The sequence below is a fragment of the Streptomyces sp. NPDC055749 genome (genome assembly GCF_053617235.1).
The window spans coordinates 1-20608 of the sequence record NZ_JBSHFH010000085.1 but is presented as its reverse complement, the minus strand read 5'-3'; the positions used below and the strand labels follow the sequence as shown (position 1 = coordinate 20608).

The 20608-nt window shown below is 70.6% G+C and carries 20 protein-coding genes; 6 read left to right on the top strand and 14 right to left on the bottom strand.

Annotated features, from left to right (window positions below; translation table 11 throughout):
- Window positions 1-94: 94 nt before the first annotated feature.
- Window positions 95-1192 (bottom strand): succinyldiaminopimelate transaminase, encoded by a 1098-nt coding sequence (dapC, locus tag ACWGO0_RS35570; protein ID WP_453544327.1) that lies wholly within the window; start codon window positions 1190-1192, stop codon window positions 95-97.
- A gap of 110 nt (window positions 1193-1302) precedes the next feature.
- Complete coding sequence (gene fdxA / locus ACWGO0_RS35565) at window positions 1303-1623, bottom strand: ferredoxin (protein WP_031091138.1); 321 nt, start codon at window positions 1621-1623, stop codon at window positions 1303-1305.
- A 117-nt stretch (window positions 1624-1740) separates the two neighbouring features.
- Between fdxA and ACWGO0_RS35560 the strand changes: the two genes are divergently transcribed.
- From ACWGO0_RS35560 to ACWGO0_RS35550, 3 genes are all read left to right on the top strand, one after another.
- Window positions 1741-2742: a GNAT family N-acetyltransferase gene (locus ACWGO0_RS35560; RefSeq protein WP_453544324.1), complete on the top strand. Its 1002-nt coding sequence runs from the start codon at window positions 1741-1743 to the stop codon at window positions 2740-2742.
- Window positions 2743-2760: 18 nt separating this feature from the next.
- Window positions 2761-3621, top strand: coding sequence for a transglutaminase-like domain-containing protein (locus ACWGO0_RS35555; protein ID WP_453544322.1), 861 nt, complete (start codon window positions 2761-2763; stop codon window positions 3619-3621).
- A 214-nt stretch (window positions 3622-3835) separates the two neighbouring features.
- Window positions 3836-4231 carry a nitroreductase/quinone reductase family protein gene (locus ACWGO0_RS35550; RefSeq protein WP_453544320.1) on the top strand — a complete coding sequence of 132 codons (396 nt, stop codon included), beginning with the start codon at window positions 3836-3838 and terminating at the stop codon, window positions 4229-4231.
- A 4-nt stretch (window positions 4232-4235) separates the two neighbouring features.
- Here ACWGO0_RS35550 and ACWGO0_RS35545 read toward each other — a convergent pair whose 3' ends face one another.
- Window positions 4236-5033: an MBL fold metallo-hydrolase gene (locus tag ACWGO0_RS35545; protein WP_453544318.1), complete on the bottom strand. Its 798-nt coding sequence runs from the start codon at window positions 5031-5033 to the stop codon at window positions 4236-4238.
- A gap of 130 nt (window positions 5034-5163) precedes the next feature.
- Here ACWGO0_RS35545 and ACWGO0_RS35540 point away from each other — a divergent pair, with 130 nt between their 5' ends.
- Both ACWGO0_RS35540 and ACWGO0_RS35535 read left to right on the top strand, forming a co-directional pair.
- Entirely contained in the window at window positions 5164-5625 is a 462-nt protein-coding gene (locus ACWGO0_RS35540; RefSeq protein ID WP_453544316.1) for a hypothetical protein, read from the top strand.
- Window positions 5626-5720: 95 nt separating this feature from the next.
- Window positions 5721-6596: an isocitrate lyase/PEP mutase family protein gene (locus tag ACWGO0_RS35535; protein WP_453544314.1), complete on the top strand. Its 876-nt coding sequence runs from the start codon at window positions 5721-5723 to the stop codon at window positions 6594-6596.
- Here ACWGO0_RS35535 and ACWGO0_RS35530 read toward each other — a convergent pair.
- The 5 genes from ACWGO0_RS35530 to ACWGO0_RS35510 all read right to left on the bottom strand — a co-directional run bounded on the left by ACWGO0_RS35530 (window position 6575) and on the right by ACWGO0_RS35510 (window position 11052).
- Window positions 6575-7012 carry a VOC family protein gene (locus ACWGO0_RS35530; RefSeq protein WP_453544312.1) on the bottom strand — a complete coding sequence of 146 codons (438 nt, stop codon included), beginning with the start codon at window positions 7010-7012 and terminating at the stop codon, window positions 6575-6577. The two genes, ACWGO0_RS35535 and ACWGO0_RS35530, sit on opposite strands and share 22 nt — an antisense overlap.
- Window positions 7013-7124: 112 nt before the next feature.
- Window positions 7125-9260: a hypothetical protein gene (locus tag ACWGO0_RS35525; RefSeq protein WP_453544310.1), complete on the bottom strand. Its 2136-nt coding sequence runs from the start codon at window positions 9258-9260 to the stop codon at window positions 7125-7127.
- 175 nt (window positions 9261-9435) lie between these two features.
- Window positions 9436-9894: a DUF6113 family protein gene (locus ACWGO0_RS35520; protein ID WP_453544308.1), complete on the bottom strand. Its 459-nt coding sequence runs from the start codon at window positions 9892-9894 to the stop codon at window positions 9436-9438.
- A complete protein-coding gene (gene mshB / locus ACWGO0_RS35515) occupies window positions 9891-10808 on the bottom strand; it encodes an N-acetyl-1-D-myo-inositol-2-amino-2-deoxy-alpha-D-glucopyranoside deacetylase (protein ID WP_453544307.1) in 918 nt (305 codons plus the stop codon). The genes ACWGO0_RS35520 and mshB overlap by 4 nt, the downstream gene beginning before the upstream one ends.
- 49 nt (window positions 10809-10857) lie before the next feature.
- Window positions 10858-11052, bottom strand: coding sequence for a hypothetical protein (locus ACWGO0_RS35510; RefSeq protein ID WP_014154257.1), 195 nt, complete (start codon window positions 11050-11052; stop codon window positions 10858-10860).
- Window positions 11053-11218: 166 nt separating this feature from the next.
- Here ACWGO0_RS35510 and ACWGO0_RS35505 point away from each other — a divergent pair, with 166 nt between their 5' ends.
- Window positions 11219-13345 carry an alpha/beta fold hydrolase gene (locus ACWGO0_RS35505; RefSeq protein WP_453544304.1) on the top strand — a complete coding sequence of 709 codons (2127 nt, stop codon included), beginning with the start codon at window positions 11219-11221 and terminating at the stop codon, window positions 13343-13345.
- Window positions 13346-13351: 6 nt separating this feature from the next.
- On the opposite strand, the gene ACWGO0_RS35500 is transcribed toward ACWGO0_RS35505, so the two are convergent.
- The 6 genes from ACWGO0_RS35500 to ACWGO0_RS35475 form a co-directional block, all read right to left on the bottom strand.
- Window positions 13352-14458 carry a hypothetical protein gene (locus ACWGO0_RS35500; protein ID WP_453544303.1) on the bottom strand — a complete coding sequence of 369 codons (1107 nt, stop codon included), beginning with the start codon at window positions 14456-14458 and terminating at the stop codon, window positions 13352-13354.
- Window positions 14459-14660: 202 nt separating this feature from the next.
- Entirely contained in the window at window positions 14661-15869 is a 1209-nt protein-coding gene (locus ACWGO0_RS35495) for an ABC transporter ATP-binding protein (RefSeq protein WP_453544301.1), read from the bottom strand.
- On the bottom strand, window positions 15859-16836 hold the full coding sequence (locus tag ACWGO0_RS35490) for an ABC transporter ATP-binding protein (RefSeq protein WP_453544299.1): 978 nt from the start codon (window positions 16834-16836) through the stop codon (window positions 15859-15861). The genes ACWGO0_RS35495 and ACWGO0_RS35490 overlap by 11 nt, the downstream gene beginning before the upstream one ends.
- A 13-nt stretch (window positions 16837-16849) precedes the next feature.
- Window positions 16850-17827 carry an ABC transporter permease gene (locus ACWGO0_RS35485; RefSeq protein WP_453544297.1) on the bottom strand — a complete coding sequence of 326 codons (978 nt, stop codon included), beginning with the start codon at window positions 17825-17827 and terminating at the stop codon, window positions 16850-16852.
- Window positions 17820-18743, bottom strand: a complete 924-nt coding sequence (locus ACWGO0_RS35480) for an ABC transporter permease (protein ID WP_453544295.1) — start codon at window positions 18741-18743, stop codon at window positions 17820-17822. The genes ACWGO0_RS35485 and ACWGO0_RS35480 overlap by 8 nt, the downstream gene beginning before the upstream one ends.
- A 99-nt stretch (window positions 18744-18842) precedes the next feature.
- Window positions 18843-20477: a peptide ABC transporter substrate-binding protein gene (locus ACWGO0_RS35475; protein ID WP_453544293.1), complete on the bottom strand. Its 1635-nt coding sequence runs from the start codon at window positions 20475-20477 to the stop codon at window positions 18843-18845.
- Window positions 20478-20608: the final 131 nt, after the last annotated feature.

Sequence of the window (20608 nt, the reverse complement as noted above, 5' to 3'; positions counted from 1 at the left end):
TTTTGTTTATAAGCCCCCGCCCGGGGCGTGCGCACTCCCGAGGCCCTTCGCTGTGTGGTGCTCTGTGCGGTGCTCCGTGCGGTGCTCCGTGCGGTCAGGACAGCCGCTTGACCGCAGCCGCCACCCGCTCGTCCGTCGCCGTGAACGCCACCCGCACGAAGCGGTCACCGGCGGGCCCGTAGAAGTCGCCCGGCGCCACCAGGATGCCGAGCTCCGCGAGGTACGCCACGGTCTGCCAGCACGGCTCGTCGCGCGTCGCCCACAGGTAGAGGCTCGCCTCGCTGTGCTCGATCCGGAAGCCGTGCGCCTCCAGCGCCGCGCGCAGCGCCGTACGCCGCTCCGCGTACCTGACGCGCTGCTCGGCGACATGCGCGTCGTCGCCGAGCGCGGCGACCGTGGCCGCCTGGACCGGGGCCGGCGCCATCATCCCGCCGTGCTTGCGGATCAGCAGGAGCTCGCCCAGGACGGCCGCGTCGCCCGCGATGAACGCCGCACGGTATCCGGCGAGGTTGGAACGCTTGGAGAGCGAGTGGACGGCGACGATGCCCTCGTACGTACCGCCGCAGACGTCCGGGTGGAGCACGGAGACCGGCTCGGCCTCCCAGCCGAGCTCCAGGTAGCACTCGTCGCTGAAGACCAGCACACCGTGCTCGCGCGCCCAGGCGACGATCCGGATCAGCTCGTCCTTGGCCAGGACCCGGCCCGTCGGGTTGGACGGAGAGTTGAGCCAGAGCAGCTTCAGTCCTGCGGGGTCCAGCTCGGTCGGGTCGTCGTACGCGACGGGCTCGGCGCCGCAGAGCCGGGCGCCCACCTCGTACGTCGGGTAGGCGAGCCGCGGGTAGGCCACCTTGTCGCCCGCGCCGAGACCCAGCTGGGTCGGCAGCCAGGCCACCAGCTCCTTGGAGCCCACCACCGGCAGGACGTTCTCGTGCCCCACGGAGACCGCGCCGAGGCGCCGCTCCACCCAGCCCGTGAGCGCGTCGCGCAGAGCCTCGGTGCCCCATACCGTCGGGTAGCCGGGGCTGTCGGCCGCTGCGACGAGCGCCCGCTGGATCAGCTCCGGCACCGGATCGACGGGCGTGCCGACGGACAGGTCCACGATGCCGTCCGGGTGGGCGGCGGCGGTCGACTTGTACGGCGTGAGCTTGTCCCAGGGGAAGACCGGGAGACGGGAGGAGACTGCGGCAGACACTGATCTCTGCTTTCTCGTACGTGGATCAAAGCGGGCCGGGCCTGGAAACAGCTCGGTCCCGCACGGTGACAAGCCGTACGGGACCGGGCGGCGCACGTGCGGCGCGGGACTTAGCCGTTCTGCGGCGGCAGCGCGGCGATGAACGCGTGGTCGCGCTCGATCAGGCCGAGCTTGGAGGCGCCACCGGGCGAACCGAGGTCGTCGAAGAACTCCACGTTGGCCTTGTAGTAGTCCTTCCACTCCTCCGGGGTGTCGTCCTCGTAGAAGATGGCCTCGACCGGACAGACCGGCTCACACGCTCCGCAGTCGACGCATTCGTCCGGGTGGATGTACAAGGACCGGGAGCCCTCGTAGATACAGTCGACGGGGCACTCTTCGATGCAGGCCTTGTCCTTTACGTCGACACAAGGCTGCGCGATGACGTAGGTCACGCTGTCGTTCCTCCTCGGTAGGGCGTTGGCTCTCGCGCGGGAGCGCGGCGTCGTCGATGCCCGCACCTAGTATCTCCGTTCCCGGGCACGATCCGAACAGGAGGGGCGGACAGAGCTGTGGAATTCACCATCGGCGGACGGCTGGAGGTCCGCATCACCCCCGCTGACGTGGGCAAACGCGTTTCGGTACGGCGACGATCGGCCAACGCCGAGGCTGGCTTGAAGTTCACCGACACGGTCGGCGTTCTCACATCATGGAACGATAACGTGCTGTCGATCACACCGAAGAGTGGGGAAACCGTCCACATCGCGGAATCGTCTCTGGTAGCCGGCAAGGTCGTCCCGTCCGCCCCGGCCCGCCGCCGGGGTCCCGCGGCCTCGTTCGACGAGCTGGCGCGGATCACCGCCCGCGCCTGGCAGCCGCTGGAGAGCGAACCGCTGGGCGACTGGCGGCTGCGCGCCGCGAACGGGTTCACCCGGCGCGCCAACTCCGTACTCCCGCTGGGCGATCCGGGCCTTCCGCTCGACGAGGCGCTCGACCGCGTCCGCCAGTGGTACGCCGCCCGCCGGCTGCCCGCCTACATCCAGACCGCGACCGGCGCTGAGGGCACGCAGGAGCAGCTGTGCGCGGAGCTGGAGCGGCGCGGCTGGCAGCGTGAGGTGTCCGCCGAGGTGCGCGTCGCGGCGCTGGCCCCGATCGGCGACCGGGACGCGGACACCGGGCAGGTCCGGCTGAGCCGCGAGACCGACGCGGCGTGGCTGTCCGCGTACCAGCGCTTCGACGTCCCGGGGCCCGAGGTGCTCGCGGTCCTGAACAGCGGGCCCTCCGTGTGGTTCGCCTCCGTGCCGGGAGCCGCCGGGACCACGGCCCCTGCGGCGATCGGCCGGTGCGTGGTGGACGGGCGCTGGGCCGGCTTCATGGCGGTCGAGGTGGATCCTGAGCACCGGCGCCGGGGCCTCGCGACGGCCGTGATGACCGCGCTGGCCCGCAAGGCGCTGGACGAGGGGGCGTCGGCTGCGTGGCTCCAGGTGGAGACGGACAACGGAGCGGCCGATGCGCTGTACGAGGGCATGGGCTTCGCCGCCCACCACCGGTACCACCACTTCCGGTCCGCGTAGCAGGGGTACGGGTCGAACATGAGCGCTCAGGAATCGGACGAGGCCGGCCGGCGGCGGCAGTTCGCCGACGAGGTACGCGCCGAGCGGCCGGACCTCGCGCTGCTCTGCCTGCTGGTGGGCGCCGAGGCGGTCCCGGCGGCGCCGGGCGATGCCCCGGCCCCGGACCCGTACGGCATCGACGCCGCACAGATCGAACTGGACCGGCTGGCAGGACTGCTCCCCTACGGGACGCGCGGCGCCCGCTCCTGGGCCTCGGTGCTCGCCGAGCTGCTCGGTGAGCGCTGCGGCTTCGCCGGCTCTCCGCGCGACTACCAGCGGCTCGAGTCCTCCCTGCTCCAGCAGGTGCTGCGGCGGCGGCGCGGACTGCCAATCCTGCTCTCCGTGGTCTGGATCGAGGTCGCCAGGCGGGCGGGCACACCGGTGTACGGGGTGGCGCTTCCCGGCCACTTCGTGGTCGGTTTCGGCGATCCTGAGGAACGGGTGCTGGCCGACCCGTTCGCCGGCGGTGCGCCGCTGAGCGGACAGGACGCGGAGCTGCTCGTGGCCGGGGCGACCGGAGCGCCGCTGGAGCCGTCGATGCTGGTGCCCGCGAGTCCCGTGGAGATCGTGCTGCGGATCCTGAACAACATCCGGGCCTGGGCGGCGGCCCGCCCCGAGCGCACGGACGTGGCGCTGTGGGCGCTCGAACTGTCCCTGCTGCTGCCCGCCCATCCGGCGAGACTGCGCTACGAGCGGGCCCAGCTCCTCGTACAGCGCGGGGAGTTCCTGCGCGGGGCCGCGGAGATGGAGGAGTACGCGGAGATCGTCGAGGCGGTCGAGCCGGCGACGGCGGACGCGGTCAGGCGCCGCGCGCACGCGGCCAGGGCGATGCTGAACTAGGGCCTGTCCGGCGGATCAGGGTCGGATAGGGCGCGGCGTCTGGTGCGGTGCATCGCAAGGCGCCGGAGCGTCCTAATAGCGGAGCTATTCGGGCGGTTCGGCAACGCCGCGAGGTGCCGTGCCAGACGCCGTGGCCCCGGCCATGATCCGCCGGACAGGCCCTAGGGCCTGTCGTTCGGATCAGTCAGGAAGTCTGCAACAGGGAGGACCGTGTATGTCGCGCTACCGCGAGCTCAAGTTCCGGGCCGTCACGACGCTCCAGAGGCGTGTCGTGAACCCGCTCTCCACCCGGCTGCCCCTGCAGTGCCTCCTGGAGACGACAGGACGGAAGTCCGGGCTGCCCCGGCGCACACCGGTCGGCGGACGCCGTGTCGGGCAGACCTTCTGGATCGTCTCGGAGTTCGGCGAGAAGTCGCAGTATGTGCGGAACATCCAGGCGGACCCGCGGGTCCGGGTCCGGATCGGACGGCGGTGGTACGCGGGCACTGCCGGTCTTCTCCCGGACGACGACCCCCGGGCGCGGCTGCGGGCGCTGCCGCGGCTCAACAGCGCCACCGTCCGGGTGGTCGGGACGAATCTGCTGACGGTACGGGTCGATCTCGACGGCTGACACGCTACCCGGCCGCCGCCCGGCGTATCGCGAACGAGCTTCCCGGAGCTGCGTGTTCGACCGGTCCGCCGTATACGGCACCCGCGCGTGACACCGCGTCCTCGGGTGTCAGGCCGGGGCCCACGTGGGTCACCACGAGCCGGTGAGCGGCGGCGCGGCGTGCGGTCGCCCCCGCTTCCTCGGGGGTGTGGTGCACACGCGGCTCGTCGGCCGTCACCGTGCTGCTGTCCGCCTCGCACAGCAGCACGTCGCATCCGGCGGCCAGTTCGACCAGGGACTCGCAGGGGGCCGTGTCTCCTGAGTAGACGAGCACTCCGCCGCCCTCCGCGCCCATGTCCTCGATGCGCACGGCGAAGGCGGGCATGCCGTGTACGACGGCGGCGCTGGTGAGTTCGAGCGGGCCGATCCGCACCCGGTGCCCGTCGTGCAGTTCGTGCACGTCGAAGGCCGACTCGATGGGGCTGCGCCGGGCGGAGTTGGTGAGGAAGTGGGCCAGCCGGCCGGCGATGCCCGGCGGACCGTACAGCGGGATCGGCGTGGGGAGCCGGATGCCGGAGTAGAGCGCGGCGTAGAAGGCGGTGAGCAGGTCCGCGGTGTGGTCCGCGTGCAGATGCGAGATCCAGATGGCGTCCACCTGCTCGAACGTGATGTGCCGTTGGAGCTCGGCCAGCGTTCCCGTACCCGCGTCCATCCACACATGTGTGCCCCCGGCGGAAAGCAGGTAGCCGGAGCAGGCGTTGGCGACGCTGGGGAAGGGCGTCGCGCTGCCCAGGACGGTGAGTCGTGGTTCGTTGCCGGTCATCGGCGGATTCTAGGCGTGACCGATGAGCCGGATTCCGCGCGTCCCGTCAGGACCCGGCTCGGCGATGACGTGCCCATGTGGCTAAAGTCATGTGCTTGTTCGATTCTGGGGCACTGTGAAGGGGGAGGACGTGTATACGCAACTCAGGGAGACGGCCACGGAGTTGGCCAATGTCCTGTGGCGGGAACACACCGTGTACCGGGAGCGGGGCGGGGGCTTCGTCATCCGTGGTGAGCACGTCCAGCGCTGGATCAGCCTCGCTCCGACCGGGGGCCGGAACGAGGCCCTGATACGGGTCGGCCGCATCCTCGACGGGGGCACCACCGCACCCGCGCGTTCGGAGCAGATCGTGAGCCTCTCCGCCGGGACGAGCGAACTGGCGGCGACGTGCCGCCGGTTGCTGGCCGACGCCGCCGCGGAGCCGAGCCGGCCGGTACGGGGTCAGGCGGCCGGGCAGAGCGGTGAGGGGGGCAAGGGGAAGAGACCGCGCAAGGCGAGAAAGCAGAGACATACGAGCTTCACCTCCTGGGTCGTCATCGTCTGCGTGGTCGGCGTCGTGGGGCTCTTCGCCTACGCCTCCACCACCCAGTAGCCGACACCGTCCCGCTCTCTCGCACTCATGCCGGTCACGACGGTCGTGTCGGAAATCCGCGAGACGGGACCGTCCCGGGCTGGTGAAGTTGCACCATGAACGATCTGCGCAGCAAGGCTCTGGCCTTCCACGAACTGCACCACCGCACCACTCCGCTCCTTCTCTCCAACGCGTGGGACGTCGCCAGTGCCCGCCTCACCGAGGACGCCGGCGCGTCCGCGGTCGCCACCACCAGTGCGGGGGCGGCCTGGAGCCTGGGGATGCCCGACGGCGGACAGCTGGCCAGGGACCGGGCCCTCGAACACATCGCCCGCGTGACCGCCTCGGTGAGCGTCCCGGTCACCGCCGACATCGAGAGCGGTTTCGCCGACGACGCGGACGCGATCGCCGAGACGATCAGGGGTGTCCTGGCCGCCGGCGCCGTGGGCGTCAACATCGAGGACGCCGCACATGACCGGCCCGGCACCCTGCGCCCCGTGGAGGAGCAGGCCGCGTACCTGGCGGCGGCCCGGTCCGCGGCGGAGGCTGCGGGGGTGGCCCTGTTCGTCAATGCCCGGATCGATACCTACCTCCGGCCGTCCGGCGACCCCGCCGGCCGGCTCGGGCAGACGCTGGAGCGCGCGGCCGCCTACGTCGCGGCCGGGGCCGACGGGATCTTCGTACCCGGCGTCCAGGACCCCGCCGACATCGCCGCGCTGGCGGAGCGGCTGTCCGTCCCGCTCAACGTCCTGGCCGGCCCGGGATCGCCGTCCGTCGCCGAGCTCGGCAAGCTCGGCGTGGCCCGCGTGAGTCTCGGCTCGGCCGTGGCCGAGGCCGCCTACGCGGTGGCACGCCGGGCGGCCCAGGAACTGTTCACCACGGGCACGTACTCCGCGCTCGCCGGGCCGGTCCCGTATCAGGAGCTGAACGCGCTCCTGGCCGACCGTCCGGCAGCAGAGCGGGCGACGGATCAGACCACGCAGAACTCGTGACCCTCCGGGTCCGCCATCACCACATGGTCGGGCCTGCCCTGCATCTCGTGCTCGCGGATCACCGTCGCCCCGGCGGCGGTGAGCCGTTCGACCTCCGCGACCACACGCGGCCACCGCACCTCCCACGACGTCTCGCGTCCCCCGCCGACCCGCAGGTCCAGGTGGAGCCGGTTCTTCGCGACCTTGGGCTCCGGGACCTTGAGGAAGGAAAGGGTCGGGCCCGTGCCGTCCGGATCGGACAGGTAGGCGCCGTCGTCCCACTCCTCTTCCGGAATGTCGTGCTGGACGAACCATTCCTTCCAGTCGGCGTACCCGGCCGGTGGAGGCGTCTCGGCGTATCCCAGGGCCAGCGCCCAGAATCTCGCCAGCTCACCCGGGTTCGCGCAGTCGATCGTGAGAGTCCACTTGGTCGACACAGTTCCTCCTCGGCGGGGTGTGTGAACGGGAAGGGTGTCATACCCGGCTCATGACGCCGCCCCCGGCCGGAGGTCCGGACAGGGGCGGTCGTACGGGGGTGTTGCGGGCCGGTCAGCCGTTGCCGGTGAGGTTGATCGTGACCGTGCGCTCGGCGTCCGTCCTGCCGACCAGGGCGGTCTTCATGGCCTGCGCCACGTCGTCCGCTCCGACCTGGTGCTTCGTACCGTCGCCCTTGACGGCCATGACGCCGTCGAAGACACCGTCGAGCAGGGTGTCGATCGCCTTCTTGTCGTAGTAGTCGACCAGTCGGCCGTCGATCGCCTTCATCGACAGGATCTGCGGCAGGGACCTCGCCGGGCCGAACTGGATCTGCTTCGGTCCGGCCTTGATGGTGATGAGACCGGACATCGCGGGCTTGGCGAACTCCTTCATCGCCCGGTCCAGTTCGGCCTGGGTGATGCTCGGTTCGCGGCTCGCGACGGGCAGTTCGACGACGCCGGCCTCGCCGGTCTGGACCTGGGCGCGGTAGGCGTCGCGTACGGAGATCAGCGACTGGTTGACGTCCAGCGCCTTGCCGGTCCTGCCGGGGACCGCGATGGCCTTGTTCGGCTCGAACTTGATCGTGCCGTCCTGTGCCGTGCCGGAGATGCCCGCCAGGTCGGTCAGCGCGACGGCGAGCTTCTCCTCGTCGACGGGGATCACCGGGTCGGCCGGGCGCTCTCCACCGAAGAGGGAACCGATCACCGAGACCGGGTTGTAGTCGCTGCCCGCAGCCTCGCGGACCGTCTCCTGGCTGTCCAGGGCGAGTCCGGCCTTCTGCGGGACGAGCTTCTCCGTCTTGCCGTCCACGGACAGCTCCAGAGGGGCCGTGGCCCGCTCGCCGAGAGCCGCGTCCAGCTTGCCGACCGCTTCCTCCTTCGTCCCGCCGCCGATGTCGACGCCGAGGACGGTGGTGCCCTTGGGCACCTCGGAGTGGTTCAGCAGCAGCCCGGCGCCGTACGCGACACCGGCCAGGACGACGGCGCCCACGCCGAGCAGGACCACCTTGGAGCGGCCCTTCTTCGCGGGCGCGGCGGCCTTCGGAGCGGGGCGGGGCGCGGGAGTCGGCGACGGGACGCCGGGCACACCCGGTCCGCTGCCCATCGCCGCGTCGGGCCGTACGCCTCCGGGCCCACCCGGGCCCGGCGCGAACGGGGAGCGGGAGTCCGTCGGAACGACGGGGATGCCGCTGGTCAGCGTGTCACCGGAGACGTGGCCGCCGGGTGCGGGCTCGGGGGCAGGCGACTGCGGCGTCAGGATCGCTGTGTCGTCGGACATCCGCGGCGGTACGCCGCCGGGGCCGGGCGCGAACGGGGAGCGGACGCCCGCCGGAGCGCCGGGAGCACCGGGGCCGGGGCCCATGCCGTGGAACCCGTCGAGGTTCGGTGTGAGGGACGAGCTGCCGGTGACGGGACCGCCCGTGGGGCCTGCCGGACCCGGCGTACGCACACCGAGGTTCGGCGTGGGCCGCTGGCCGCCCGGACCGCCGGGGCCGCCCGGACCGCCGGGGCCGCCCGGACCGCCGGCGCTGCCGGGCGCCTCGGCGCCCAGGCCGTCGAGGGCGCTGCCGCCCTGGCGGGGTGCACCCTGGTCGCCCGCGCGCTGCGGGGCGTCCGAGAAGTACGGCAGGTCCGCGCGGGGCGGAACCGGCGGCTGGCCGGAGCCGTCGGCAGGGGTGCCGGAGGAGGGCGGGCCGGAGGAGGCGGTGGGCGCGCCGGCCACCGAGGTGGTCGTCGGCGTCTTGCGCGGGGCGAACCAGTCGCTTCCGCTCTTCTCCCTGGCCGGCTTGTCCGCGGGCGGCTCGTCGGCGGTGCCGCCGTCGCGTCCGTCCGCGCCGGGTCCGCTCCCCGCGCCGTTCGCGGCGGAGGCGGACGGCGTGGCCGCGCCGGGGCGCGGCGTGCTGCCTGTGCGCTCGGCGTCCGGACGGCCGCCGGACGTGTCGCCGTCACCCACCGGCGTACGCATCACGACAGGCGGGATCGGGCGCGAACCGGGGATGTTGATCCGGATGCGCGTCGTCAGCGTCGTCTCGGTTCTGGGTTCCTCGGGCCGGGGCGGCTCCGCAGGCTCCCCAGGCGCCTCCGGACCGTCCTGCGACGGGTGGAGCGACGGATACTGGCGGGATCCGTACGGCGGCGTGCCCGACGGATACGCGGCTCCACCGCGCCCCTGGGGCCCGGAGGACGAACTGTCAGTTTCACGACTCAAAGCAGGTTCTCCCGATTGGCTCCGCCGCCCGTACTTCCCCCATGCCGCAGGCCAGGGGACGGCTCGGCGCGCGCACCACCATACTGGCCGCCGCCGTCGGACACTCCGCCACCGGGTGAAACCTCCACTCCGGCATCACACCTGCGGGGGGCATTCCGGGAGCGGACGTGGCACATCAGGTGCCAGGTCGGCCGCTGTTGGTGGCTGATTGAGGCAGTTGCGACGTGGTGGCGCACATCACAGCGAGAGCCATCCCGCCGAGCATGAAAAGGGCCAGGCCGAGCTCGTCGCCGAAGAGGTAGTCGCCTTCGGGGCGGCCACTGAGCACGAGGACCACCGCGATGAGCCAGCCGGCGGCCGGGGCCAGCGCGCCGAGCTGGGTGCCCACCAGCACCCGGCCGCCGTAGAAGAGTCCGGCGCAGGAGGCGAGCGCGATGAGCAATCCGCCGGGGAACCAGGCGGCTTGGACGAGGGCGCCCGCGAGTGCGACGAACGCGCCGAGGACCGCGAGGCCCACGTAGGCGGCGATCCTGGCGGGGTTCAGGGGCGCCGCGAGACCGGTGGGTTCGGGGCTCCTGGGCGGCGCGTTGGTGCGCGGGGAGTGCGAGGAGGCCCGTGTACGCCTGGCGTTCATGCCTGTGCTCCCGGTGTGCCTGTCGGGTCCGGTACCCCGGCGAAGAGGTCGCGCTCGCGGACGTCGCCGCCGCGTTCCGCGGTGCCGTGGACCAACTGGTAGTACTCGGTGGTGAAGACGGGCTGCCCGAGGTCGTTCGAAAGAGCGAAGAAGGAGCCGTCCACGGCGACCTGGGTGGCGTGGGCGCGCATGGCGGCGGTCTTCGCCTCCGCGAAGTCCGAGCCGTCGAGCTCGGTGGTGATCAGCGTCTCGCCGACCACGCCGGGTACGTCGTCGACGGCCGCGATGCCGGGGAAGGTGTCCGGGGCGTCGGCCCGCAGCCGGGCGAAACCCTCTTCCACGACGGGGCGCGGGACGCGGTTCCAGTAGATCTTCGCGATCGCGTGCGGCGCTCCGGCTGCCGGGCGGTAGGCGGGATCGGCGGCCAGTTCGGCGGCGCGCGTGGCCACGCGGTGGGCCTGGATGTGGTCGGGGTGCCCGTAGCCGCCGTCGGGGTCGTACGTGACGAGGACCTGGGGGCGCACGGAGCGGATCACCTCGACGAGGTGCCCGGCGGCCTCGTCCACGGGGGTGTCCCAGAAGGCGCCGGGGCGGTGATTCTGTTCGGTGCCCATCATCCCGGAGTCGCGGTACCTGCCGGGGCCGCCCAGGAAGCGGTGGTCGGTGACCCCGAGCTCCCGCATCGCGGCGGCCAGTTCACCGATGCGGTGGGCGCCCAGGGTGTCGTCCCGGTCGGCGGCGAGGTGAGCGAGCTCCGGCGGGATTACCTCGCCCTCCTCGCCGAGTGTGCACGTCACCAGGGTGACGTGGGCGCCCTCGGCCGCGTACCTGGCCATGGTGGCGCCGTTGTTGATCGACTCGTCGTCGGGGTGCGCGTGCACCAGGAGCAGACGGCGGGCGGGAAGGTCCTTCATGGGGACCAGCCTACGAGCCGCCGGCACCGTGCACCGACCGCCCCACGGGTCAGAACTTGATGCCCCCGATCATGCCTGCCACGTTCGAGGTCACCTCCGAGATGGTGGGTGCGATCGACGAGCTGGCGAGATAGAACCCGAGCAACATGCAGACCACCGCATGTCCGCCCTTCAGTCCGGATTTCCGGATCAGCAGGAAGACGACGATCGCCAGCAGCACCACCGCCGAAATCGAGAGTGCCACGGCGGTTCACCTCCATCAGTACGGTCGGGACGGGCAGCACACATGGAGCCAGCAGGTTCTTACCCACCGAGCGCTACGGATCATAACTATCCGTGCCAACGCATTGTTCGGGGCACAGCAGCACGAGGGGCGCACGGAACGGGCGGGCAGAGCTAGGTTCGTCGCCATGACCTCGCAGAAGCTGTCTTTTCCCCGTCAGCACGCACGGACTCAGCGATTCACCTGTGGCGCCCCCCGCGCATTCACCGTCTCACCGGACGGGACGCGGGTGATCTTCCTCCGGTCGGCGTCCGGCACCGACCGGACGAACCGGCTCTGGGTGCTGGACCCCTCGACCGGCGAGGAGCGGATCGCCGCCGATCCCGGGGCGCTGCTGGGCGGTTCGGCGGAGAAGCTCTCGCCGCAGGAGCGGGCCCGCCGCGAACGCAGCCGGGAGGGCTCGGCGGGCATCGTCGGCTACGCGGTGGACGGGGCCGCCGAGTTGGCGGCGTTCGCGCTTTCCGGGAAGGTGTACGTGGCGGAGCTGCGGGCCGGGACGGCGCGGGCGCTGCCGGTGCCCGGTCCGGTGATCGACCCGCGCCCCTCCCCCGACGGCCGGCACATCGCCTATGTCACGCGGGGCGCGCTGCGGGTCGTGGGGGCGGAGGGCGATGGGGACCGGGCGGTCGCGGAGCCGGAGGACGCGCACACCTCGTACGGTCTCGCGGAGTTCCTCGCGGCCGAGGAGATGCAGCGTTCCCGGGGCTTCTGGTGGTCGCCTGATTCGGACCGGCTGCTGGTGGCGCGGGTCGACGACAGCGCCGTACAGCGCTGGTGGATCGCCGACCCCGCGCATCCGGACCGCAGGCCCACCGAGTCGGCGTACCCGGCGGCGGGGTCGGCCAACGCGGAGGTGCGGCTCTTCGTCATGGATCTGGACGGGGGCCGTACCGAGGTGGTGTGGGACCGTGCGCGCCACCCGTATCTGGCCGAGGTGCACTGGTCGTCCGCGGGGGCTCCGCTGCTCCTTGTGCAGGCCCGCGACCAGCGCAGTCAGCTGCATCTGGCGGTCGACCCGGAGAGCGGCGCGACGCGCACGGTCCATGTCGACGAGGACGCGGTGTGGCTGGATCTGTTCCCCGGGGTGCCCGCGTGGGCGCCGGACGGGCGGCTCGTGCGGATCGCCGACGAGGGCGGGGCGCGGGTGCTCGCGGTCGGCGACCGGCCGCTGACCGGGGCGCAGTTGCACATTCAGGCGGTGCTGGACATCGGGGAGTCGGACATCCTCGTCGCGGCGACGGCGGGCGAGGAGGCGGCCGGTCCGGAGACCGGTGAGAGCCATGTGTACCGGGTCAACGAGCTCGGCATCGAACGGATTTCCGAGGGGGTGGGGGTGCACACCGCGGTCCGTTCGGGTGGGGTGACCGTACTGGCCTCGGCGTACCCGGACCGGCCGGGCCGGATCACGCACGTGCTGCGGGACGGCAAGCGGATCGCCACCGTTGCGACGTATGCGGAGGAGCCGGTTCTCACCGCGAACGTGCAGCTCACAGAGGGGGGCGCACGGCGGATTCCGTGCGCCGTGCTGCTCCCCACGGGATACAAGGAATCGGATGGCCCGCTTCCGGTTCTGATGGACCCGTACGGCGGGCCGCACGGCCGCCGCGTGGTCGCCGCGCACAACGCCCACCTCACCTCCCAGTGGTTCGCCGACCAGGGCTTCGCGGTGGTCGTCGCGGACGGCCGGGGCGCGCCGGGACGCTCGCCCGGCTGGGAGAAGGCGATCAAGGACAACTTCCCTCTCACCCTCGACGACCAGATCGAGGCCCTGCACGCGCTCGCGGAGCGCTTCCCGCTCGACCTCTCCAAGGTCGCGATGCGCGGCTGGTCGTACGGCGGGTACCTCTCGGCGCTCGCGGTGCTGCGGCGCCCCGACGTCTTCCACGCGGCCGTCGCCGGAGCCCCGGTGACCGACTGGCGGCTCTACGACACCCACTACACCGAGCGCTACCTCGGCGACCCCGCCGAGCGGCCCGAGGTGTACGCCCACAACTCCCTGATGACCGAGGACGGGCTGTCCGAGCCCGCCGAGCGGGTACGGCCGCTGATGATCGTCCACGGCCTCGCGGACGACAACGTGGTGGTCGCCCACGCCCTGCGGCTGTCCTCGGCTCTGCTGGCGGCGGGACGGCCCCACGAGGTGCTGCCGCTGAGCGGGGTGACACACATGACCCCGCAGGAACAGGTCGCCGAGAACCTGCTGCTGCTCCAGGTCGACTTCCTCAAGCGGTCCCTGGGGCTGACCGGCGTGTAGGGCCCGTCACCAGCCCGGTGGCGGGGACGAGGGCGGCGGGGGTCCGAAACCGCCGCCCTGCGGATAGCCGTAACCGGGCCCCTGCCCGGGAGGACCGTCGGGCGGGTAGCCGTAACCGGGTGCCTGGCCCTGCGGGTAGCCGTATCCCGGGGCCTGACCCTGCGGATAGCCGTAACCCTGCCCGTAGCCCTGGTCCGGGCCGGCGGGCACGTCCTCGAAGCCCCTGCGGGCCAGGGCGATCAGCGCGGCGGCCCCCGCGACGGCCAGGAAGCACCAGGAGAGCAGGGTGAGCTGGAGTTCGGTGCCCAGCTCTCCGAAGCGCTCCAGCAGTTGGTGGTGCAGGGCGCGGGCGATACCGAGCGACCCGGCCGTCAGCACGAATACGGACACGATCACGCCGAGGGTCCGGGTGTGGACCGCGCGGACCAGGGCGCTGACCGCCACGACCAGACAGAGCAGCGCGATCGTCGCGTTGGTCCAGCCGGGCGGGGCGTCGGTCAGCTCCATGCGCACCTCCGGCCCGCCGATGAACCAGTCCGGGTAGAAGGCGGAGGGGAACGTGAGCACCTGGCGGATCTCCCAGGCGGTCATCACCGCACCGGCCGCGCCCAGTGTCAGGAAGGCGACGGCGCAGGCGCCCGTGCCGGGCCTGGTGGGTCTCGGCTCGTAGAAGTCCTCCGGCTGCCTGCGGCCGGCCGCTCCGGTGACGACGAGCGCGAGCGCCGCCGCCAGGGCGACGAACGTACCGATCAGCGCCCTGGTGCGGAGCTCGTCCGCGTACCGCCCGTCCATCCAGGAGGCGCCGATGTTCCAGACGCCGGGCAGCCGGAGCAGCAGCGTGACCAGACCGGTGGCGACGAGCGCCGACGCGGCGACCGACGAGCGTACGGCCGCGAAAGCGGCGAAGACGTACACGACGAACAGGACGAGGTCGCTCTGCGAGGTCGTGGGCAGCGTGTCCGGGCGCGCGTCGGCGTAACCCGCCCAGTAGCGCAGCAGATCGAGTGGATGACCTGCGGTGTCGATGTCCCGCACGACCCAGCCCGCGACCATCACCGCGAGCACGGCACAGAGGACGGCCCCGGTGATTCTCGCTCCCCGTGTGAGTGTCACCCCAGCGATACTCCACCGCGGCCCGCCGTTGGACAAGGGGACCAAAAGGGCATGAGGGGAACGGGTAACCGGCCGGGGCGACAAGACGACGCCCCGGCCGGTCCACGGCACCCGCACGGCCGTACGCTGTCCATCATGGAGCGTTCGTATATCGGTGCCGCGACAGCCAAGTTGCCTCTGTGTAAACGAACTTCGTGTGCATTTATGACTGATTGTCACCCGGAGTGTCCGGTGCGTCCGGCGTCTGCGGCTCCTGCCCGGGCCGCTTCCTGACGGCCGTGCCCGGCGCTTCCACGTCCGGACCCGGCCCCTGCCCCGGCGGCGTGTCCAGCTGCCCCTCCCCCGGCACCACCTGCTTCTCCTCCGCGAAGTGACACGCGGAGTCGTGGCTCGCCGGGCTCTCCGACAGCCGGAAGGACGCCGGGACCGCCAGCAGCGGCACTTCGAGTTCGCACCGCTCCTGCGCCTTCCAGCAGCGGGTACGGAAACGGCAGCCGGAGGGCGGGTTGGCCGGTGAGGGCACATCGCCGTGCAGGATGATCCGCTCGCGGAACTCACGGGCCATCGGGTCCGGCACCGGCACCGCGGACAGCAGGGCCTGGGTGTACGGGTGGGTGGGGTGCTCGTAGATCTGCTCGTCGGTGCCGATCTCGACGATCCGGCCCAGATACATCACACCGACCCGGTCGGAGATGTGCCGGACGATCGAGAGGTCGTGGGCGATGAACACGAAGCTCAGGTTGAACTCGGTCTGCAGGCTGTCCAGCAGGTTCACGACCTGGGCCTGCACCGACACGTCGAGCGCGGAGACCGGCTCGTCGGCGACGATGATCTCCGGGTTGAGCGCGAGGCCGCGGGCGATGCCGATGCGCTGGCGCTGACCGCCGGAGAACTGGTGCGGATAGCGGTTGATGTACTCCGGGTTGAGACCGACCACGTCCAGAAGGTCCTGCACCTTCTGGCGCCGGCTGCCCTTCGGGGCCACCTCGGGATGGATCTCGTACGGCTCGCCGATGATGTCGCCGACCGTCATACGCGGGTTCAGCGAGGTGTACGGGTCCTGGAACACCATCTGGATGTTGCGGCGCACGGCCTTCAGCGCACGCCCCGACAGCTTGGTGATGTCCTCGCCCTTGTACCGGATCGCGCCCGCCGTCGGCCGCTCCAGATGCACCAGCATCTTCGCGACGGTCGACTTGCCGCAGCCCGACTCCCCCACGATGCCTAGCGTCTCGCCCGCCGCCAGATCGAAGGAGACACCGTCGACCGCCTTGACGGCGCCGACCTGCTTCTTGATCAGGATGCCCTGGGTGAGCGGGTAGTGCTTGACGAGGTCGCGGACCTCCAGGATCGGGTCGCCGTTCGCGTACGCCGGTCCCTCCTGCTCCTTCGACAGCAGATCAGCGGGCATCGAGCGTCTCCTTCCAGAAGTGGCAGGCGCTCTGGCGGTGCCCGGACACCTCGTACAGCGGCGGCACGTCCGTGCGGCACACGTCCTGGGCCATCGGGCAGCGGGGGTTGAAGGCACAGCCGGGCGGGATGTGGAGCAGGTTGGGCGGCAGACCCTTGATCGCGTACAGCTCCCCGCCCTTCTGGTCCAGGCGCGGGATCGACCGCAGCAGGCCCTTGGTGTACGGGTGGGCCGGGGCCTTGTAGATGTCGTGGACGGGCGAGGTCTCGACGATGCGGCCCGCGTACATCACGGCGATCTTGTCGGCGACGTCCGCGACGACACCCAGGTCGTGCGTGATCAGGATCAGACCCATGTTCAGCTCGCGCTGGAGCTCCGCGAGCAGGTCCATGACCTGCGCCTGCACCGTCACGTCCAGGGCCGTCGTCGGTTCGTCCGCGATGATCAGCGAGGGCTCCAGCGCCAGCGCCATGGCGATCATGATGCGCTGGCGCATACCGCCGGAGAACTGGTGCGGATAGTTCCCCACCCGCTCCTTGGCCGCCGGGATGCGGACCCGGTCCATCAGCTCGATCGACTTTGCCCTGGCGTCCTTGCGGGACAGGCCCCGGTGCACGACGAACATCTCGCCGAGCTGCTCGCCGACCGTCAGCACCGGATTGAGCGAGGACAGCGCGTCCTGGAAGATCATGGCCATCTCCTGGCCGCGGACCTTGCGCCGCTCCTCCTTCTTGAGTTTCAGGAGATCGCGGTCCTTGAACAGGATCTCCCCTCCGGTGATCTTCCCGGGAGGCATGTCGAGGATGCCCATGACGGCCTGCGCGGTGACCGACTTGCCGGAGCCGGACTCGCCGAGGACGGCGAGCGTCTCGCCCTCGGCCACCGAGTAGTTGACCCCGTTGACGGCCTTGGCCACCCCTTCCCGGGTGTGGAACTCCACATGCAGATCGCGCACTTCGAGCAACATGGCAGCGGACTCCTCAGCGCAGTTTGGGGTCGAGGGCGTCGCGCACCGCGTCGCCGAGCATGATGAACGCGAGCACGGTGACCGCCAGCGCTCCGGCGGGCCAGAGCAGCATGTGCGGGGCGTTGCGGATGTACGGGGAGGCGGCGGAGATGTCGATGCCCCAGGAGACGGCCGGTGGTTTCAGGCCGACGCCGAGGAACGAGAGAGTCGCCTCCAGCGAGATGTACGTACCCAGCGCGATCGTCGCGACGACGATGACCGGGGCGATGGCGTTGGGGGTGATGTGGCGCAGCAGCATCCGGGAGTTGGACGCGCCGAGCGCACGGGCCGCCTGCACGTAGTCGTTCTGTTTGGCGGTGATCACCGAGCCGCGGGCGATACGCGCGATCTGCGGCCAGCCGAGGAGCACGATGAAGCCGACCACGGGCCAGACGGTGGAGCTGGTGACCACCGAGAGGAAGACCAGGCCGCCGAGGACGACGGGGATTCCGAAGAAGACATCGGTGATGCGGGACAGGACCGAGTCCCACCAGCCTCCGAAGAAGCCGGCCAGACCGCCGAGGACGCTGCCCAGCAGCGCCACCCCGAGGGTGGCGCAGACGCCGACGGTCACCGAGGTACGGGTGCCGTAGACGACCCGGGTGTAGACGTCGCGGCCCTGCGGGTCGAAGCCGAAGGGGTGTCCGGGCTCGGAGCCCTTTTGTGCGTCGTCGAGGTTGGCCTGGAGCGGGTCGCCGCTCGCGATCAGCGAGGGCCAGAGCGAGATGATCACCAGGAAGAGGATGACGAGCCCGGAGATGATGAAGACGGGGTTGCGGCGCAGATCGCGCCAGGCGTCGGACCATAGGCTGCGCGGCTTGCCCGCCGGGCCCGTCCCCTGTGGGCCTCCCGGGGTCTTCTCCAGGGTCTCTCCTTCCGCCATGGCGAGGTCCATGGCGCCACCGGCTCCCGCCGGGGAGATCGCTCCGTCCGATGACAGCGGCTCAGGCATAGCGGATCCTCGGGTCGAGTACGGCGTACAGGAGGTCGACGATCAGGTTGGCCGCCAGGAAGACCAGCACGAGGACGGTGACGAACCCGACGACGGTCTGGGAGTTCTGGCGCAGGATGCCCTGGTAGAGCTGGAATCCGACGCCGTGGATGTTGAAGATCCGCTCGGTGACGATCGCCCCGCCCATCAGGGCGCCCACGTCCGTACCGATGAAGGTGACGACGGGGATCAGCGAGTTGCGCAGCAGATGCCGGACGACGACGCGGCGCCGGGGAAGCCCCTTGGCGACGGCGGTGCGTACGTAGTCCGCGTGGGCGTTCTCGGCGATCGAGGTCCGGGTGAGCCGCGTGACGTAGGCCAGTGAGACGGAGGCCAGGACGAGCCCGGGGATGATCAGTTCGTTCCAGGGGGCGTCCGAGGAGACGGACGGCTTGATGATCCCCCACTCGACGCCCAGCAGGAGCTGGAGCAGCAGACCGGTGACGAACGTCGGTACGGAGATGACGACCAGGGTCAGGATGAGCACCGTGGTGTCGATGGGCCGGCCGCGGCGCAGGCCGGTCACGACGCCGAGGCTGATGCCGATGACGATCTCGAAGAAGATCGCGATGATCGTGAGCCTGATGGTGATGGGGAAGGCGGTCGCCATCAGTTCGGTGACCTCCTGCCCGTTGAACGCGGTGCCGAAGTCGCCGGTGAAGACGTTGCCCATGTAGGTGAGGTATTGCTGCCAGACCGGTTTGTCGAGGCCGAACTCCGCGCGCAGCTGGGCGGCGGTCGCCGGGTCGCACTGGCGGTCGCCGCAGAGGCCCGCGATGGGGTCACCCATCACGTTCACCATGAGGAAGATCAACAGCGTGGTGCCGAAGAAGACCGGGATCATCTGCAGCAGCCGCCGGATCACATAACGTCCCATGAGGGGCTCCGGGGGTCGGGGCGAACAGGCGGACAGCGGGGACTGCGAAGCCGGGCGGCCGGTGCGGGGTGCGCACCGGCCGGCCCGGCCTCGGTCAGATCACTTGACGGTGATCTCGTTGTACACGGGGACGCTGAACGGGTTGAGCGCGACGTTCTCGATGCGGTCCGAGTAGCCGGCGCTGCCGTTCTGGTACCAGAGCGGGATGACCGGCATCTGCTCGACCATCACCTTCTCCGCGTCCTGGAAGGTGGAGACCGCCTTGGCCTTGTCCGTCTCGGCGTTGGCCTTGTCGACGAGGTCGTCGAACTTCTTGTCGCTCCACTTGCCGTCGTTGGACGGGGCGTTGGTGTAGTAGACCGGCTGGAGGAAGTTCTGGATCAGCGGGTAGTCCATCTGCCAGCCGGCCCGCCAGGCGCCCGACAGCTTCTGCTGGGAGACCTGGCTGCGGAAGTCGGCGAAGGTGCCGACGGGGCTGCCGACGCAGGCCTTGTTGTTGCCCAGCGCGTTGTTGATGCTGTTGCAGACGGCGTCGACCCATTCCTTGTGGGAGCCGGTGTCCGCGTTGTACGAGATCTTGAGCTGCCCGCCGGGGATGCCGCCGCCCTCCTCGATCAGCTTCTTGGCCTCCGTCGCGTCGTACTCGCACGAGGGGCCGCACAGACCCTTCTTGAAGCCGCCCTCCTCGCCGAGGACCGGGGAGGTCCAGTCGGAGGCGGGGGTGCGGGTCTTCTGGAAGATCTGGTCGGTGATCTGCTGGCGGTTGATCGCCATGGACAGGCCCTGACGCACCTTGGCCCCGTCGGGGGTGTCCCACTCCTTCTCGTAGAACGGGAAGGCGAGGGTCTGGATGATGCCGGCGGGGGTGTTGATGTAGCGGTCGCCGAGGTCCGCCTCGACGTTCTTCAGCTGCGAGGCGGGCACGTCGTCGACAAGGTCGAGGTTTCCGGCCGTCAGGTCGGTGTAGGCGGTGTTGTTGTCGGTGTAGACCTTGAGGTCGATGCCGCCGTTCTTCGCCTTGTCGTCGCCCGGGTAGTCGTCCCACCTGCGCAGGTTCATCGCCGAGCCCTTGGCGTACTCGTCGATGGTGTACGGGCCGTTACCGATGGGCTTGGCGAGCCAGGCGTCGTGGTCCGTGAAGAACGCCTTCGGCAACGGCGCGAAGGCCGGGTACCCGAGGGTGTCCGGCCAGAGGGAGAACTTCTGGTTGAGCTTGACGGTGAACGTCTTGTCATCGACGATCTTGAGGCCCGAGAGCTTGTCCGTGGAGGCCGATCCGGACTCGGGGTGGGCCTCTTCGTAGCCGTCGATCTGGGCGAAGAAGAAGGCGTTCTTCTGGTTGTTCTTCAGCGCGGCACCGTAGTTCCACGCGTCCACGAACGACGCGGAGGTGATCTTCTCTCCGTTGCTGAAGGTCCAGCCGTCCTTCAGGGTGACCGTGAAGTTCTGAGAGTCCGTCGTCTCGATCTTCTCGGCGAGCATGTCCGTGGCCTCGCCGGTCTTCGCGTCGTACTTCTTGAGGCCCCGTACGAGCATGTCGAGGACCTTGCCGCCCTGCACCTCATTGGTGTTCGCGGGCTCCAGCGGGTTCTGCGGATCGCCCCAGGAAGAGCTCACGATCCCGTCGGCACCACTACCGCCGCCACCACCGTCGTCCCCGCCGCCACAGGCCGTCGCTGCCAGGGCGACAACCACCGCACATGCGGCCCACTTGCTTTGTGTGGCTCCGCGCATGAAGTGCCTCCTAGAGATCCATTGAGTAGCTCAATGCCCCATATCACCCCATTTGACTTCTGATCGCATGTTAAACGGGCCATCAGTGGAGGCCCGGGAGACAGAAAACCGCCGGGCGGGCTCGAAGGATC